A 15,024-nucleotide genomic window follows, 5' to 3' on the forward strand; every position below is an offset into this window, starting at 1 on the left:
GCAGATCTTCTTGACTTCATCAGCTCAGACCGGCCAAGGATTAATGACAGGATGACAGTTCGCAAGATTACAATCCAGCGGCTTTCGTCAGGTTCACGCGGAAGCGGTCGCGGCGGCGTTGGTAGCGGCGGGTCATCTGTGCCGAAGCGTGGCCAAGGTGCTTCTGCACATACCGCTCGTCCACCTCGGCCGAACTGGCGAGACCTGCGCGCAGAGAATGGCCAGAGAACAGTGCCAGGCGTTCCTTTTCGGGCAGTTCGGATCGGATGCCGGCGTCCAGGACCGTTCGCTTGATCAGCCGCGCGACATGCTTGTCGTTCAGCCTTGTCTCCAGGGCCTTCTTTCCACCCCGAGTGGTGCCGACAAAGACCGGCCCGAAGTCGATCCTGGCGAAGTGCAACCACTGCTCGAGCGCATGCACAGGGCAGCTGGAGTTAGACGATCCCAGACCGATCTCGACCTCGCGCCAGCCGGTCTTGGCGTTGAGCGTCAGCACGGCGCCGTCGTCGAGGATCTCGATCCAGCCGCCTGAATCGGGCGTGTCGTCCTTTCCGACATCCAGGCTGACGATCTCGGAGCGGCGGAGCCCGCCGGCGTACCCGAGGAGCAGGATGGCGCGGTCCCTGAGCCCGCGCAGGTCGTAGGGCAGGGTGGCGACCATCGCGAGGATGTCCTCGGCCAGGATCGCTTCCTTCTGCACCGGCGGACGGGCGTGTTTGCGTTTGATCCCGGCCAGCACTGTTGCGATGTGGCGGTTCTTACGATCGAGGACAAAGCCGCGTTGCGCATAGTTCCAGGCAAGGCCGGAGAGGCGACGTTCGATGGTACTGACCGATAGGGCAGGGGAGGGGCCCGCTCCGGACGCCAGGTCTGCGAGATAAAGCCCGATCATTTCAGGCGACGGGGGCAGAGGCTCCGCGCCCTTCATCCGACACCACCGCGCGAAATGCGCCCAATCCTTGGCATAGGCTTTCAGCGTATTGTCAGAAGCTGCGGCGCGCGCATAATCTCGGGCGGCGTCGACCAGGCGATCAAGGCTGCCGGATCCCGCGACGTGGGCGGGTAGGGAGATGTCGTCGCTTTTTTCTTGATCGCTGTCGCCGTTCTGAGCGATACAAAACGCACCAGAGTTTGATGATGTCGACTTCTCGTCCTCTGAGGGCATTTTCCAGTGAATCCGGTGGTGAAATTAAACTGCGTCCTAGCATATCTCTTGATGTCCGATAATGTAAACTTATTGGACATAGCGGTTAGCGGCAGAGTGGGGCGGTTAGGTCGCTATTTTCTGGCAGAAAGCGCCGCGCAAGTGTAGGCTTTGGGCATGACATTTGCCCGCCCGGATCACACCAGTCATCCCGACATGCTACCCCGGATGCCCGTTTGGGTCATCTCTGCGCGCGCTGAAACCCTTGAAGATGTTGCGTTTTTGTCGGGCGCAGCGCTGAACCACCTGCATCTTGTGTTGGGACACGCGGATGTGCCCCAAGCCTTGTTGCGGGACCGGCTCGCGCTGCGCGCAGCGGAGGCTTGCGTCGCGTTTTCCGGCCGACCAGAGCGGGCAGCGGAGCTGCGCGATGCGGTGCACCTGCTGCGTCCCGGCGATCTACCGGGACCGGCCGGCGAAACCTACCTTGCCTGGCGGCGCGTGGTGGAGCGGCCGGTGTCGATCAAGGCTCTGGGCCGAGCCTTGCCGACCATCGAGCCGGGCCAGATCGCCGCGTGGCTTGATGCAGGGCAGGGGGCTCCGGTGACCCGCGCCGCGATGGTGCTGGAGGCGGTGCTGACCGAAGCGCCACGGTCCGATGTGCCGGCGTTGATCCTCGCGGATATAGTCCTCGCCCAAGCACTCGGTTGGGATCATCTGATGCCTCTGCTGGCGACTGGCCTGAAACGGGCTGTCCTGCGCAAGCGTGGGGACGACTTGAGGCTCGCCTGCCATCGGGCGCTCGTCTCCTCTGCGGTCGAGGCTGTGCGCCTCTCCACCGACCTCGTGCGTCGAGCGACGCATCTGAAGGCGGTTGCACCCAAGCTCCGGGCCAAGGGGGCTGGTGACGCGGTCGAGATGTTCCTGACCCGCGATGCGTTCGCGCCCTCGGCCTTGCCTTTGCCGGATCGCGCCGCGCGGCGGCTCTGCGACCGGCTGGTCGACCTCGGCGCCGTGCGCGAGCTGACCGGGCGCGACACCTTCCGGCTTTACGGTGTGTAGCGATGGCGAAGGATCGCTCTGACCCCGAACTGGATCGCGAGTTGCCCGACCTGCCACCCGAGCTGCGCTGGCGGGAATGGATGCGCCGGATCGAGGCGGTGCTCTTTGCCTCAGCTTCGCCGGTCGCCCGCGAAGATCTGGGGCGGGTGGTGGGGCAGGGGGCTTCGGTTGACCTGCTGGTCGAGGACCTTGCCGCCGATCTGGAGGGGCGGGCCTTCGAGATCGCCCAGGTCGCCGGTGGCTGGATGTTCCGGACGCGGGCCGCCTACGCCCCCGCGATCCGCGCTGCGGCGGATGTCGGGGACCAACTGCTGGACTTGAGTGAATTCGACGTCGCGGTCCTGGCCGCCATCGCTTACCACCAGCCGATCACCCGCGACGGGCTGAAGGACATCTTCGGCAAGGAGATCAGCCGTGACCTGATCGGTCGGCTACATGCGCGCGACTTGATCGGGACCGGGCCAAGGTCGCCTCAGCGCGGCGCGCCCTATACCTTCGTTACCACCGAGCAGTTCCTTGTTGCATTTGATCTGGAGACTCTCGCGGACCTCCCCGATCGAGAGCAGCTGGAAGACGCCGGTGTAATGGGTGTTCCAGATCAGGTAGTGTGTTCCCAGCAAGCCTAAGGTTGAACAACGTGTGCGGGATGGGCCATCCAGCGGCTTTTGCTCTGACCACCAGCCATTCTATCTTGCTTTTGTGGCCGCTTCCATCTCTCGGCTTCGATTTGGGTGCGACTTGATTATCGGACTGTCCGCGCACCATTGTACCTGCCCTTGACGAACCCAAAAGTGGCAGTGGCACTGGTTAGTTTGCCGGATCGATGGCTCCACAGTCGGCCGACCGAGCCAGTCAAGCCGCACCGACCAACGCGGGCGCCGAGTTCTACTCAGCGACAGCTGGATCTTCTCGCCGCAGCCGCCCGGACACTGGAAGCAAGCCCATTTTTCGATGCTGCCGTCTCGGACGACAATCAATGCTTCTGCCGTTAGGGCAGTGGTCTCGGGATGCGTGGCCTGCACCTGGCCGACTAGGTCGACGCGGGGGATAAACCGGCACCAGGTCAGAAAGCGTCGTGCAATGTCACCAAACATCTGCTCAACCCACCCGATCCATGAAAGGGTCGACATCACCCCGGCCCCAGTAACCCTGATCGACACACAGGATGCAGCCGGGGTTTTGCTTTGCCCCCTGCAATCGATCAATCCCGAGATCAAAACGCCGAATGCGCTGCGCCGCCCGGCCGCCATCGCCTCGATAACCGGTCAAACCCTGCAGCAGCTCGTTGACGGCCATAGTCGCTGTTTCCGTCGTGAACGTGACGACCGCTGGTGCTGGATTGCCGCCGCCGCGCACATAAGCTTCACGTTTCTGACGCTCATACTCCGCCGGCGCGGCACGACGCAGTTCTTCTTCCGCCGCCCGATGTGGGTGCGCGATACCGCGGCACAGCAGGCAAGGTGTGCCAGGGCGCAAGACCGTCGCCCGGCCAATCATGTTCCCAACTTGACCGTCTTCACCACGCGGTGTGATTGCAAGTCCCAGATCAATGACCGGGCGCAGGTAAAAATATGCGAACCTACTTAGAAACAGTCGGCCTGCGTGATCATCAGTGCACCCAAAGATGATATCGCAGGAGAGTAAGGCATCGCGTGCTTCATCTGCATCTGCCCAGTGCGGGATCACAACCGGGCGGACACCAAGACCAAGACCCGCCAGTTCTCGCGCGACGACTTCGACCTTAAGCCGCATGCCATCGGCATCGTCCCGTCGGGCTCCATGCAGGCGGTTCAGATTGCTCACTTCAACAATGTCTTCGTCGAAAAGGGCAATCTGGCCGACGCCGAGCCGGGCCAACAGCATCGCAACCGCACTACCCGTGCCGCCACAGCCCACGACACCGATTTTCAGCCGGGCCAGCAGAAGATTCAGTGAAGGTCCGAAGGCAAGCGCTTGCCGCTCGAAAGCTTCTCCGGAAAACCCGCTCAGCCCATTCAGAACACGAAGCCGTGCACCAACGGCGATGACAGCATCGCTGTCGATCGGCTGGGTGTCGTCGATCCACAGACGTGCTGCATAATCACAGATCTCACCATCAATCAGCAGCAGGCTTGCTAACATGACGCCGGCACCATTCCGGTTCCGCGCCAGTCGATACAGTTCCCGTTCGTTTTTTTCGTCCTGTGTGGAGAATTCGGGATACCCGCCCGGGTGGCTATGGGCGATGCCGACGATCAGACCTTCTGCTTTTGCGCCACGACACAGGTCAAGAAACGATTTCGTTGACCAAGTGACATGCTTGTCGCTGGCCGAAATCAGATCCTCGTCTGGAACTGGGATCACGCGGTAGGACGTCAGTCGCAAACGGGATTGGCGATCCCAAGGGTCCATCGCGACACGGCTCATTCCATAAAGCACGTAGGCTGCGGCTTCACGGCCATCGGGGCGGTGCAGGAGCGCCCGAAGCTCGGCTTCGTGACGTTCCTGCAAGGTGACATCGAGGCGGCTCATGCCGCAATCTCCAGCGCCGTCTCGACCCGCTTAAGCATGGTCCAGATACCATCGGTGCCGGGACGCCAGTCGCTGTTGTGCCGCGACCAACGCTGCCAGCGCTCCCCATGGAAGATCAGCGGCTGGTCGGCTTGACGCGGGTAGCGGCTCGAATGGGCCAGTGTCAGCCAGGGCTGCGCATAGAACATGTCCGGCGCAGCATCCGGATAGCCCCGCGGCAGCAGGATCAGGATGTCGGCCTGTGCCACCTGATATTTGCCGTCCGGTAGGCAATAGCCTCGCAGGATTACACCGGTCTGCGCTCCTTCGCGGTATTCGACGAAAGTCAGGCCGCGTCCTTCGAGGTATCGGCGATCACGCATAGGCAGGATGAGGGCTTCCGCGCCTTCGGTCGAGGTAGTCGCCCCGGTGAAGAACCTCTCCAGACCTTTTCCGTCCAACCTGACGAGCTCGTTGTCGTCGATCGGACGGTCCTCAGCGCCACGGATTTCCATCCAGACACCGTAGTCCGGTTTGTCGGCGGCACCTGCCAGCTGCTTCAGGACCCGGCCGCTGATTACGCAGGCGCCCCATTCCTTCACCTGACCATCCAGTTCGATGCGGTAGGATTCCGCACTCTTGAACACGATGAAGCGCTCAACCCCTGCCGTGCGCAGATCGATCGTCTCATCGAGCGTCAACTCTTTCAAATCGCCGTTGCGAAGCAACTGGAACACCAGGTGCTCCTCCGCGGGACGCGCCGAAACGAGGTCCAGAAGTTGCCTCCCGGTCGGCACCGGATCGTCGATCCGGTATCCGTCAAAGGTGAGGTCTCCATTGCCGACCTGCACCCGGTACGGCCCTTGGGGGCGTGGGTTCCGTCCAGCAGCGACGCAAGCCGCCACGTCTTCAAGTTCAATCGTTTCCAGCGCCATGGCCAGTCTCCTTTTCTGTGCTCGCCGATCCAGACCGGCCTCATTTGGTGGATATAGTAGCCAAAGAATAGCCAGTCAAGGGCTAACCGTCGGCTATTTTTAAGTTGACAATTGCTTCAAGTATGGCTATTTCTCACGTGTCTTGGAGGATAAGGAAATGAGCAAGCGAACGATGACGCTCAATCTCACAGATGCGGAGATGGGCGTTTTGGAAGGCCTTTGCGCCAAAAAGGATCTCAGCAAGATCGGCGTGATAAGGCAGGCCCTGCGTCTGTATCAGATGGTCGATGTCCGGCTCGAGCGCGGCGACAAGCTGTTCTTCGAAGACGACAAGACCAAGGATAAGTCGGAAGTCATGATGCTATGACCGCCTACCAGGTCCATTTGTTCGATGCCGCCGCCGGTGCGATGGTCGAGGCCGAGCTGCATGACGAGATTGCCGAGAAACAGCTGATCGACTGGCAGTTCCAGTGGCGTCCGGCCGTCCAGACCTACATGAAGCGTCTGGTGGACAACGGTATCGGTCCCGCCGACACCGCTTGGCCCCAAAGTTGGCACTGGGACTGGCGCGGCAAGATGAATGAGGTTCGTGGGCTGCTCGGCCATACTGGGTATAGTGTCGTCTGCCGCGATGTGACCCAAGGCATGATGCGGCTCGATCTCGCCTCCCGCCGTGCTCGCTTGGATTCTCAGGCCGGACAGGATCTGGTCTATGTCGACTATCTCGAAGTCGCGCCCTGGAACTGGCGCGAACCTTATGCCGACGCGCCGATTTATCGACTGGTCGGCCCTGTGCTGATGCACGCCGCCATTACCCGCAGTGTCGAAGAAGGCTTCAAAGGCCGTGTCGGCCTGCATTCCCTGCCGCAAGCAATCCCGTTCTATGAGCGCTGCGGCTTCACCAACCTCGGCACCCGGCCCGACGAGTATGAGGGCAAGTTGCCGTATTTCGAGTCCACACCGGGCGCCGCCGAGGCATACCTAAAAGGAGAGCTAAAATGACTTACGGTATCTCCGCAGAATGGTCCAAGAAAATGCTCGCATTCGACGAGCATGTTACCCCTGGAGCTGGAGCTCTTGCCACGCGCCCACATGTTGACCCTGATGCGGTATCTCTGCGTGTTGAAGAAACCCGACTGGTATTCGGCCACTTTATCAATGTCGCGCGCAGACAGCGGCGCCTGACAATCGAAAAGCTCGCCGACGACGCGGACATCGAGGTCGGCGAGCTGCTGAGTATCGAACAGGACCCTCATTACGAACCCGATCTCCGGACCGTATGGGGGTTGTCGAACGCGCTTGATCTGCCGCAGCCAAAGCTGATGGAACTGGCTGGCCTTGCGGTCCCAAAAGAAGGCCATTGGCTGGAAGAAGTCACACGATACGCCGCCAGGTCCGCTCCGATCAAGGATGTGACGCCAGACGAACAAGCCTTTCATGACGCTGTTGTTGCAGCGCTGACGATGAAAGCGACGTAACAGAGCGAGACGGGTCCCATGGCCAAAAACTACATTCTTCGCCGGCGGACTCAGGAACGTATCGACGAACGCGTTGAGCGGCTGCTGAACAGACTGGGCAATCCAGAGCCGCCGCTCAAACTTGAGCATGTCCGGGACGCACTCGACCTTGATCGGGCATACTTCCAAAAAGACGATCCATCGCTGATGGACGATGTCATTAGCATGTTGCGCGTCGCCGGGAAGCAGGTCTTGCGGCGACCAACTCTCTTCATAGATGCCGTCAAGAAATTCGATCTGCGCGCCTTCTACCTTCCGGATGAGAAACGGATCCTAATGGACAAGGATCTGCACAAGCTGAAATTCCGTTGGATTGAAGCACATGAAGTAGGTCACAGCCTCTTGCCCTGGCACGAAGGGGCCATGCTCGGCGACGACAAGCAAACGCTCCGGCCCAACTGCCATGAACAGATGGAAGCCGAGGCGAACTTCGCTGCTGCGCGTCTTCTATTCTTGCGCGATAGGTTCGCCATCGAAGCACGGGACTATGCGCCAAGTTTGGAGGCGGTGAAGGCACTCCAGCCCCGCTTTGACAACACACTCACCACGACGTTCTGGCGTTGTGTCGAAATCTGGGGCGCCTCGACGCCTATCATCGGTCTGGTCACCGGACACCCGCATCCAATCAAACGCGAAGCGGACTTCGACCCTAAAGAACCCTGTTCACACTTTGTGCAGTCGCCAGCGTTTGCAAGCGGCTTCAAAGGTTGCGATGAGATTGACGTCTTCAATATGGTTGTGGATTATTGTTCAGCGGCCAGGGGTGGTCGACTGGGGGGTGCCGATATCGTACTCCATGATGACAACGGCGATCCACATGTCTTCACCTTTGAAACCGTGAAATGGGGATATGCGCTAACCCTCGGCGTTTACCGAGGTCCGCACCGATCAGTGATCGCAATCTAACATATTCTAAGAGCCGTCCGACAATGCCTGCCAAGCTCTCTGAAATGCTTGCGCTTCAAGGGTTGGCGCTGCTTGTCAATGACGGCCAATTGCTGCTGCGAGATCATGCTTCATAGTAATTGTCCTCATCAAAAGGGCATTCACCCCGAAGCATGACCGCTCCGCGTTTCACCGAATTTTCTTCGGTGCCGAACACCTCCACAGAGTGCCGGCACCGGGTACAGGTGATGATGAGCCCCGGAACCGCGCCATAGTCACCATCCAGTTCCTCTTCTGAGACATCGATTTTCACGCGCATGTGCCAACCCTATTACGATTCACGCCGGGAGAATGGGATCACCGACCCTCCTGCAGGTGCACCTGTCTCACGCGAAGCGTCCGTCTTGAGAGTCAATGACACCACGTCGCCTGTTTTCTTGCTGAACCAACCAGACGGAAGGCCGACGAGGTTCTCAATATCGCCCGGATGCATCGTGAACTCGACCGAAAGCAGGTCGTCCTTACTGCGGGTGCCGGAATCCACGATCAGGCCAAGAGCATCATGCAACATACGTGGCTTTGGAACAGCCCACTCCTTGTCCATCGGCTCTTGTCGGTTCCAGCCTTTGGCGGAATAGGTCTTATAGAGCTGCGTGGCATGATCCTGCGGGATGATTTCTAGATCCACCAACCGCTTGATCTGGGCCTTCACAGAAACGCGCCAACGTTCTTTCAGGGACAGCAACCCTGCAAGGGAGTAGTTCGGGACCTCCGGCACATAAGTCGTCTGCGGCATAAGAAACGCGCTTGCGAAACGGAATGCCTGGCGCTCGATCTCTGGAAGATCATCGCGCAATGCTTTTGCGCTGACATTCCGGTGCAGCACTGCATGACCCAGTTCATGAGCGGCGTCCATCTGACGACGGGGGAGATTCATCTTGTCTGATGCGAGCAAGATGTGAGGACGGTCCTCGGACTTGGACCAGCTGCAAACGCCGTCGAGTTTGGACGTTCCCATTTCGATGGAGCCGACGACACAGCCGATCTTTTCAAGGACCGCTACGACATTTGTGCAAGGGCCTTCGCCCAATTGCCAGTGGGACCGCAGTTCGCCGGCGATGTCCTCGATGTCTTCGTCCCGAAGCTGACTGTAGCTGGAGCCACCCAGAACGTCTGGAATGTCGAGTTCGGGGAAATCAACATAGTGCTGCAAGACGTGGCTGATCTCATGTAGCCAGCTCACCTGAGAAGTTTGATACTCGCGGTCGCGCTTCAGCGTGCTGACCAGTTTTCGATAGAACATCGGTCGCGGGCTATCGAAGACCGGACGGAGAAAAAACTCTCGCCGGACCCGCAGGGCCTTCGCCAATTCTGTCAGAGCATCAGCTTCCGGCGCCTGTTTGCCGGTTTCCCAACGGGAAACCGAACTAGGGCTGACTCCCAGCATCAAGGCCAACTCTTTCATGCTTTGAACGCGCCGGGCGGCGCGCGCCTCAACGAGACGTTCCGGCACGAAGCCGGGTGTTCCCACTCGCATTTTTCCCTCCTCTGGTGCCGGTGGCACCCTTTACGCTTTGCCATCCTGTTCGTCATCCACAGATGGAGCCTCGGGGGGAACAAAAAGCTTCATCGTGCGCTTCAGGCGGACAGCACCGCTGGCAGGCAATGCGGGAGGTGTCGAAAACGGCGAGCTGGGTTCCGACACATCCCCGTCATCCGCGAGGTACTGGTCGATCCGTTCGTAGAAAAGGTATTGCTCATAATCGGAATCAATGAGCCCGATGGCCAACTCCTTAATCTTGCCGGCTTGTTCAGGGTCGCGAGCGAAGAGAAACAGAATGCAGATGTCCCCGATCTGAGGGGCAGTACCATCAAAATCGAAGTGAGGAGACAGCTTGTAGTTCAGTGTCACACCGGCCTTCCGCGACTTGTTCTTGACCGGAAGCTTGCTGGGTTCCGGCATTGCCGCGAGGCCAAGGATGAAGCCTTGCCCTTCATGCTCGAAACGCATGAACGGTTGGAAAACCTTGAAGTCCGAACCGGGGATAATGCCGCCGTCGAGCAGTGCGCCGCCATGAAGTTCACAGACCTCCTGAAACCCCTTTTCCATCATGTGGAAACGCGACATTCCCTCAAGGCGCCGTGCACGACGTGTATCCAGACCAGAGTGATCCTGAATCATTCGATGAGCTTTAAGGGCTTCTCCGCGCAGGCGGTCCTCAAGATCAATGATCAGGCCGCGATAGATCGCGACCGGGAAACGGGTTTTGACAAAATCCCCCATGACTGCTCCGATTCTGTGGGGTTGCGTTTTGCGGGAAATTTGACTCAAAAATTGCGTTAAGTCAATTGCGAGCAGCCGGCTTTGTTCATCTTATCGTCCTGGACATCCCGAGCTAGTGCCTCGCTTTGACCAAGTGCCGACCGGTCCAAGGCTGGTCGAGTGGCCTAGGACTGGATCCTCTCGAGGTTCATCCTGAAGACGAGGCCGGCGATAGGTTATTGTTTCACATGCCCCTGCAGCGTCTCCCTCGGCAGTTCACCCACCTTCCTTCGCGGCCACCGCACTTCTCCCGATGTGTTGCTTTGCATGACATGCTGGTCGCAGCTGTCGTCCCGGCCACAAAGGTTGCCGCCGATCTTTTTCCCCTGCCCCTGCGGGTCATTCCGCGCGGATCAAAAAGACCGGCGCCTGCCCCTCTCCGCTGCGCTTCGCCTTCGGTGTGGCCAGGCCTTGGCCAGCTGCAAGGTGACCATCATTGCAACGCAAACAAGGAGAAGAGCAATGACCACGAACTGCATCAAATTCACCAGCGCCGACATCGAAACCGCCAAGGGCGTCGGCTCCATCTCGACCCTGACCTTCGACCTCGACATCACGGTCGAACCCGTCGCGAGTACGAACCCGATGGCCCCCACGCACCGCGTCCTCGGCCGCTCCCCGCGCGGCAAGCTGGTCGAGTGCGGCGGCATCTGGAAGAATCAGAACAAGGAGACCGGCGCCGACTACTACACGCTGACCATCCGCGATCACGGCTTCAACGCCAACCTCGGCAAGGCCGCCAACCAGGACGATCTGTCCCTGCAGGCCGTCATCCCCTGGGGGCCGAAAGACGCCGCCTAAGCCAACGGCCAGACCGCTCCGGCGGTCTGGCTCTTTCTCGTTCCCGGGGGAACTTGTCCTCGACCGGTGCACTATCGGTGTCCGAAGAATGCGGCATCTTTCGGACGCGGATGCGGAGGCGGTTGGTCAGTCCGGATAGGTCGCAGATGCTACCATGATCTTTCTGCGATGTGACAGTGCGGATCGTGCGAACCTGAGTCGGAACCGAACGTCCGCAGGGAGAGCTGGCAGCCCACTGAACGAGGCAAGCGCACCCCTTCTCTCAGTCGAGCAACCCGTGCCTTGGTCCTCTTGGTGAAGCTCCCTGGGGCGGCGAACTCGCCCTGCGCCGCAGGCAACAGAATTGCAAATCATCGTCATGAATCCCGGGGCAACGTCTCACGTCAGGGTCACCGCCGCGCGCGTTTCCGTCGACCTGTTGGCCTTAGAGATCGCTAGCCCGGGGTCGAGCGGTCGGCAACGCCGGGGGCAGGTTTCTGGGCGGCTTGCGCCTTGAGCGCTGCGGAGCATCGCTCACAACAAACCTGCCCCTGGCGTGCTCCATTTCATTCCGCCCCGTGCCGGGTGCAGCCCGCTCTCATGCCCCCGGTCTTTTCCACGATCCGTCCAACGACGATCAACGGAAAGGATCACACCATGACACTCGAACAATCCATCGACCTCGCAGAACTGCAAGCCGACATGGCCTTCGATGCTTACCTCGCCGCCTTTGATGAAGACGCCCATCCAGAGACCCTCGACAGCCTCGAGACCGAGGCGCTGATCGCCCGCAGCCGCTACGACGATCTGCGAAATCAGGGACTGGGTCACTGACCCAGATACCCCTGCGTGTCTTCGGATCCGCAGGGTTCTGGCGTCGACACTCAGAAGCATCGTGACGCTCGCAGAGGGTGCGACCCGCGCCATCCAGCGCGGGCCATTCTCGTGTTCCTGGCGCCGATCCGTGACCGGATCGAGCGTTCGGTTTGCGTGTCGCCACGTGCGTCTTGAACACAAGTTTCGGAAGCTTTTTCGACCTGGTTGTCCTGCATTGATGAGGGCGGGACCCGTTCCATGTCGCGCCGCGACGCGGGGTCTTGATGGCGTCCAAATGCCATCAAAAAGACACATCATGCAAAACGTAATATTGCGCAATGTAATGTATTGAAGTATAAGCGAAGGAGAGAAGGAAGACGTTGGCAGGATATGGCCAATGTTTGCACATTTTGTCCGAGGGGTCTGACCCGTGCCTAGGCCAGCGAAAAACCTGAAGCTTGAAGAGCGCATAGAAGTCGCGCGGCGCTTTGCGGCAGGCGAGAGCGCGAAGGACCTGGCGGCGGTGTTCGGCATCTCCCCGCGCCATGTGAGCCGGCTCGCGAAAGAAGAGGCGGGCGAGGGGATCGCAGTGCGCGATCCGAGCGAGACGGTGGCGTTCCGGGCCAGTCGATCCGAGCTGGACGCCTTCGATGCAGAATGGCGCGAACGAGGCTTTGCCAACCGGTCGCAGGCGCTCAATGCGGTGCTGCGCGGACGGTGCGGTTTTCTCGATGTACCCCGTGATTTGGTCGAGGAATTCTGCGCCGCGTGGCGTCAGGCGAAGGATGTGAGTGACGCCGGACTGGTGCTTGCCAAGGCGGTCCATCGCGGTCGGCTCGAGGTCTCGGAGGCGGACCGCGCGGTGCTGATCGAACTGCTGGATCTGGCGCAGTCGATGAGCCGTGAGATGGGCCGAATGAAGGATGCGGCGCAGGCGCTGCGTCATCAGGAGTGGCCGCAAAAGGAAGAAGGGCAGGGAGCGGAGAGCGCGGTTCTGGAGGATGACCCGCGCGCGATCGGGAGCAGTCTGAGGCTGGTGCGTGAGAGTTCCGGTTCAGAATTGGATCACCCTTCGCTGCCTCTCGGCAAGCCTCGAACGCGAACGGCGATAGCCGATGATTTTCTGAAGAACCGGAACTCTCGAAATGGCTGATCCGCTCGCCCTCTACACCTCGGTCATGGGGCGGCTCTGGGAGGATGAGCGCATCCGGGGTCAGGCCGCGGTGCGGATCGACGCGCGGCTGGCGGGGCGTCGGCAGGGTCGCAGTTTCGCGCGCGTCGGCTCGATGTCGGCACGCAACGCGCTGAAGGCGGCGACGGGGCACAGCCGGGCGGCGGTGTTCAAACGGATCCGGGCAGGAGGCTGCAAGACGCGTGCTTCGCTCGGGGCGCAGATCTCCTACATCAACGACAAGGCGGTCTACACCTACTCGACGATGACCAACGCGCTGACCGATGCGGCGGTGCTTTCTGAGGAGCAGAAGGAAGACATCATCGAGGACTGGGCCGGGACCTGGCGCGGCTCGACCAAGCTCGGCTTCACCTCGCACATGCTGCTCTCGTTCCCGACCGACGTGACGGTCGACCAGGTCCGCGATATCGCCATGGACTGGACGGAGCATTTCTTCGAGAGCGGCGAATACGGCGATCAGTGGGACTATGTGCTCGCGGTCCATGACGACCGGGCGCACAAACACGCCCATATCATCCTGAACAATCGCGGCGTCGAGAAGGGTACCTGGTTTTCGTGTTGGGCCGAAGGCGTGATGTCGCCGCAGCTGATGCGCGAAAAGCAGGCCGAGATCGCGGAACGCTACGGGGTGATGCTCGACGCCACCACCCGGCTCGAGCGCGGCATCTTCGAGAAGCCCGCCGGGATCGAGGAGATCTACCGCGCCAAGGAAGAGGCGAGGCTGCCGCGCGAGATCGTGATGACGGCCCAGGAATCCGCCATCGCGCAGGCCCAGGTGGTGGGCTTCGCCAAGGACTACAAGAACCTCGCCGACCTGCTGGACCGGATGGACCAGCGCCACATGGCGCGCGCCGTGCGCGGTATGGCGGAGGGGCTTGGTTCCGGCACGCCGTGGAACTTCACCGAAGGAGAGATAGACATGAAGGACATCAAGACCGTCGGTGATGCGATCGACTATTCCGAACGCACGATCGAGGCGCTGAGGCTCAAGGCCGAGGAACTGGATCCGACCGAGCGGGCCGCCTTCGAGGTCAAGGCCGCACCGATTATTGCGGACCTCTCGCAGATGGTGCCGGATCCGGAACTACGGGCGCGGTTCGGCAAGCAGCTCAAAGAACCCTATCCGCCGGGGGCGGGCAGCGAGGTGCTGATCGCCGCGCTGCAGTCCGGCAAGGACGAAGGGCTGCGCGACGTGCTCGAGCGGGCGGAGGAAGCCGGAATGGACAGTGAGGATCTGGTGGCTCGGATTGCTGCGGGCGGCACGCGGAACTACGGCATGGCGCAGGATTGGGTCGAGCGGGACATGAACGCGGTGCTGGCCAAGGACGGTCTCAGCGTCGAGACGGCCAATGATGACCAACTGGATGCAGCCCTAGAAAAGGTCGACAGCGTGATGGACGCGCTGATGGAGCGCGCCAAGGAAATGGGCGTCGAGATCGGTCGGACTCTCGCGGACGAGGAGGAGGCGACACTGCCCCTCATCGATGAGGATGACCGGACGCCCAATCCCTACCTGCAGGACCTCGCCGACATGTTGCGGGACGGCAAGCTAACCGAGGAACAGGAAGAGACGGTCGAGCGGACCCTGCAATCCGAGCTCTTCAAGGAGTTGGGTGAGGAGGGCATGGCCGAGCTTCGCCGTGGCAACTACGAGGTGCTGGATGCGGCCCTGCCAAGCAAGCTCGACCAGATCACCGTCACGCAGGAGTTCCTGGAGATGACCTTCGAGGAGAACGGCGACCAGGTCTTCACCGACCGCGCCGCCGGGTTGCAGCAGGACAAGGCGACCGAGGTGGCACGACTGCGCGGGAGCCAAGAGGCGCAGGAGCTGGGGCGCGATCTTGGCCGCGACCGCGGTCTCGATGACGAGATGGAATTCT

General features: G+C 60.7%; 17 protein-coding genes. 10 read left to right on the top strand and 7 right to left on the bottom strand.

All coding sequences use genetic code 11. The features are described 5' to 3' along the window. Window positions 1-67: 67 nt before the first annotated feature. On the bottom strand, window positions 68-1,165 hold the full coding sequence (locus tag ACP15R_RS24525; protein WP_084353840.1) for a tyrosine-type recombinase/integrase: 1,098 nt from the start codon (window positions 1,163-1,165) through the stop codon (window positions 68-70). Between the two features lie 156 nt (window positions 1,166-1,321). Here ACP15R_RS24525 and ACP15R_RS24530 point away from each other — a divergent pair, with 156 nt between their 5' ends. Further along, window positions 1,322-2,206, top strand: coding sequence for a DUF1403 family protein (locus tag ACP15R_RS24530; protein WP_424988535.1), 885 nt, complete (start codon window positions 1,322-1,324; stop codon window positions 2,204-2,206). Between the two features lie 2 nt (window positions 2,207-2,208). Further along, window positions 2,209-2,832, top strand: coding sequence for an SMC-Scp complex subunit ScpB (gene scpB / locus ACP15R_RS24535; RefSeq protein WP_424988536.1), 624 nt, complete (start codon window positions 2,209-2,211; stop codon window positions 2,830-2,832). Window positions 2,833-2,892: 60 nt separating this feature from the next. Here scpB and ACP15R_RS24540 read toward each other — a convergent pair whose 3' ends face one another. The 3 genes from ACP15R_RS24540 to ACP15R_RS24550 are packed head-to-tail and all read right to left on the bottom strand — an operon-like array spanning window position 2,893 to window position 5,631. Beyond that, a complete protein-coding gene (locus ACP15R_RS24540; protein WP_424988537.1) occupies window positions 2,893-3,336 on the bottom strand; it encodes a DUF6527 family protein in 444 nt (147 codons plus the stop codon). Continuing rightward, complete coding sequence (locus ACP15R_RS24545) at window positions 3,305-4,717, bottom strand: ThiF family adenylyltransferase (RefSeq protein ID WP_424988538.1); 1,413 nt, start codon at window positions 4,715-4,717, stop codon at window positions 3,305-3,307. Before ACP15R_RS24545 ends, ACP15R_RS24540 begins: the two co-directional genes overlap by 32 nt. After that, on the bottom strand, window positions 4,714-5,631 hold the full coding sequence (locus tag ACP15R_RS24550; RefSeq protein ID WP_424988539.1) for a multiubiquitin domain-containing protein: 918 nt from the start codon (window positions 5,629-5,631) through the stop codon (window positions 4,714-4,716). The genes ACP15R_RS24545 and ACP15R_RS24550 overlap by 4 nt, the downstream gene beginning before the upstream one ends. Before the next feature lie 157 nt (window positions 5,632-5,788). Here ACP15R_RS24550 and ACP15R_RS24555 point away from each other — a divergent pair, with 157 nt between their 5' ends. From ACP15R_RS24555 to ACP15R_RS24570, 4 genes are read left to right on the top strand one after another with little or no spacing between them, the layout of a single operon-like run. After that, window positions 5,789-5,998 (top strand): hypothetical protein, encoded by a 210-nt coding sequence (locus ACP15R_RS24555; RefSeq protein WP_009574260.1) that lies wholly within the window; start codon window positions 5,789-5,791, stop codon window positions 5,996-5,998. Further along, window positions 5,995-6,633 carry an N-acetyltransferase gene (locus ACP15R_RS24560; protein ID WP_036563085.1) on the top strand — a complete coding sequence of 213 codons (639 nt, stop codon included), beginning with the start codon at window positions 5,995-5,997 and terminating at the stop codon, window positions 6,631-6,633. The genes ACP15R_RS24555 and ACP15R_RS24560 overlap by 4 nt, the downstream gene beginning before the upstream one ends. Beyond that, the gene (locus ACP15R_RS24565) at window positions 6,630-7,109 is read left to right on the top strand and encodes a helix-turn-helix transcriptional regulator (RefSeq protein ID WP_009574258.1); all 480 of its coding nucleotides are present in this window, start codon (window positions 6,630-6,632) and stop codon (window positions 7,107-7,109) included. The genes ACP15R_RS24560 and ACP15R_RS24565 overlap by 4 nt, the downstream gene beginning before the upstream one ends. Before the next feature lie 18 nt (window positions 7,110-7,127). After that, a complete protein-coding gene (locus ACP15R_RS24570; protein ID WP_009574257.1) occupies window positions 7,128-8,054 on the top strand; it encodes an ImmA/IrrE family metallo-endopeptidase in 927 nt (308 codons plus the stop codon). A gap of 103 nt (window positions 8,055-8,157) precedes the next feature. Here ACP15R_RS24570 and ACP15R_RS24575 read toward each other — a convergent pair whose 3' ends face one another. From ACP15R_RS24575 to ACP15R_RS24585, 3 genes are read right to left on the bottom strand one after another with little or no spacing between them, the layout of a single operon-like run. Further along, the gene (locus ACP15R_RS24575; protein WP_009574256.1) at window positions 8,158-8,352 is read right to left on the bottom strand and encodes a hypothetical protein; all 195 of its coding nucleotides are present in this window, start codon (window positions 8,350-8,352) and stop codon (window positions 8,158-8,160) included. A 12-nt stretch (window positions 8,353-8,364) separates the two neighbouring features. After that, entirely contained in the window at window positions 8,365-9,570 is a 1,206-nt protein-coding gene (locus ACP15R_RS24580; protein WP_424988540.1) for an XRE family transcriptional regulator, read from the bottom strand. A 30-nt stretch (window positions 9,571-9,600) separates the two neighbouring features. Further along, a complete protein-coding gene (locus tag ACP15R_RS24585) occupies window positions 9,601-10,317 on the bottom strand; it encodes a hypothetical protein (protein ID WP_009574254.1) in 717 nt (238 codons plus the stop codon). 501 nt (window positions 10,318-10,818) lie between these two features. Here ACP15R_RS24585 and ACP15R_RS24590 point away from each other — a divergent pair. The 4 genes from ACP15R_RS24590 to ACP15R_RS24605 all read left to right on the top strand — a co-directional run. Continuing rightward, on the top strand, window positions 10,819-11,157 hold the full coding sequence (locus tag ACP15R_RS24590) for a DUF736 family protein (RefSeq protein ID WP_424988541.1): 339 nt from the start codon (window positions 10,819-10,821) through the stop codon (window positions 11,155-11,157). A 636-nt stretch (window positions 11,158-11,793) separates the two neighbouring features. Further along, a complete protein-coding gene (locus tag ACP15R_RS24595; protein ID WP_176832925.1) occupies window positions 11,794-11,970 on the top strand; it encodes a hypothetical protein in 177 nt (58 codons plus the stop codon). Window positions 11,971-12,382: 412 nt separating this feature from the next. Then, window positions 12,383-13,105 carry a helix-turn-helix domain-containing protein gene (locus ACP15R_RS24600; protein ID WP_424988543.1) on the top strand — a complete coding sequence of 241 codons (723 nt, stop codon included), beginning with the start codon at window positions 12,383-12,385 and terminating at the stop codon, window positions 13,103-13,105. Further along, window positions 13,098-15,024: relaxase/mobilization nuclease domain-containing protein (locus ACP15R_RS24605; protein ID WP_424988544.1), on the top strand; the 1,927-nt coding region annotated here is incomplete at its 3' end. The genes ACP15R_RS24600 and ACP15R_RS24605, both read left to right, overlap by 8 nt.

The organism is Microbulbifer sp. S227A (assembly GCF_049800935.1).

What these genes read in the sequence shown, in the direction of transcription:
- ACP15R_RS24555 (WP_009574260.1), top strand. Translation starts at nt 5,789, where the DNA reads ATGAGCAAGCGAACGATGACGCTCAATCTCACAGATGCGGAGATGGGC.
- ACP15R_RS24565 (WP_009574258.1), top strand. Translation starts at nt 6,630, where the DNA reads ATGACTTACGGTATCTCCGCAGAATGGTCCAAGAAAATGCTCGCATTC.
- ACP15R_RS24560 (WP_036563085.1), top strand. Translation starts at nt 5,995, where the DNA reads ATGACCGCCTACCAGGTCCATTTGTTCGATGCCGCCGCCGGTGCGATG.
- ACP15R_RS24570 (WP_009574257.1), top strand. Translation starts at nt 7,128, where the DNA reads ATGGCCAAAAACTACATTCTTCGCCGGCGGACTCAGGAACGTATCGAC.
- ACP15R_RS24550 (WP_424988539.1), bottom strand. Translation starts at nt 5,631, where the DNA reads ATGGCGCTGGAAACGATTGAACTTGAAGACGTGGCGGCTTGCGTCGCT.
- scpB (WP_424988536.1), top strand. Translation starts at nt 2,209, where the DNA reads ATGGCGAAGGATCGCTCTGACCCCGAACTGGATCGCGAGTTGCCCGAC.
- ACP15R_RS24590 (WP_424988541.1), top strand. Translation starts at nt 10,819, where the DNA reads ATGACCACGAACTGCATCAAATTCACCAGCGCCGACATCGAAACCGCC.
- ACP15R_RS24575 (WP_009574256.1), bottom strand. Translation starts at nt 8,352, where the DNA reads ATGCGCGTGAAAATCGATGTCTCAGAAGAGGAACTGGATGGTGACTAT.
- ACP15R_RS24585 (WP_009574254.1), bottom strand. Translation starts at nt 10,317, where the DNA reads ATGGGGGATTTTGTCAAAACCCGTTTCCCGGTCGCGATCTATCGCGGC.
- ACP15R_RS24540 (WP_424988537.1), bottom strand. Translation starts at nt 3,336, where the DNA reads ATGTCGACCCTTTCATGGATCGGGTGGGTTGAGCAGATGTTTGGTGAC.
- ACP15R_RS24545 (WP_424988538.1), bottom strand. Translation starts at nt 4,717, where the DNA reads ATGAGCCGCCTCGATGTCACCTTGCAGGAACGTCACGAAGCCGAGCTT.
- ACP15R_RS24525 (WP_084353840.1), bottom strand. Translation starts at nt 1,165, where the DNA reads ATGCCCTCAGAGGACGAGAAGTCGACATCATCAAACTCTGGTGCGTTT.
- ACP15R_RS24580 (WP_424988540.1), bottom strand. Translation starts at nt 9,570, where the DNA reads ATGCGAGTGGGAACACCCGGCTTCGTGCCGGAACGTCTCGTTGAGGCG.
- ACP15R_RS24595 (WP_176832925.1), top strand. Translation starts at nt 11,794, where the DNA reads ATGACACTCGAACAATCCATCGACCTCGCAGAACTGCAAGCCGACATG.
- ACP15R_RS24530 (WP_424988535.1), top strand. Translation starts at nt 1,322, where the DNA reads ATGACATTTGCCCGCCCGGATCACACCAGTCATCCCGACATGCTACCC.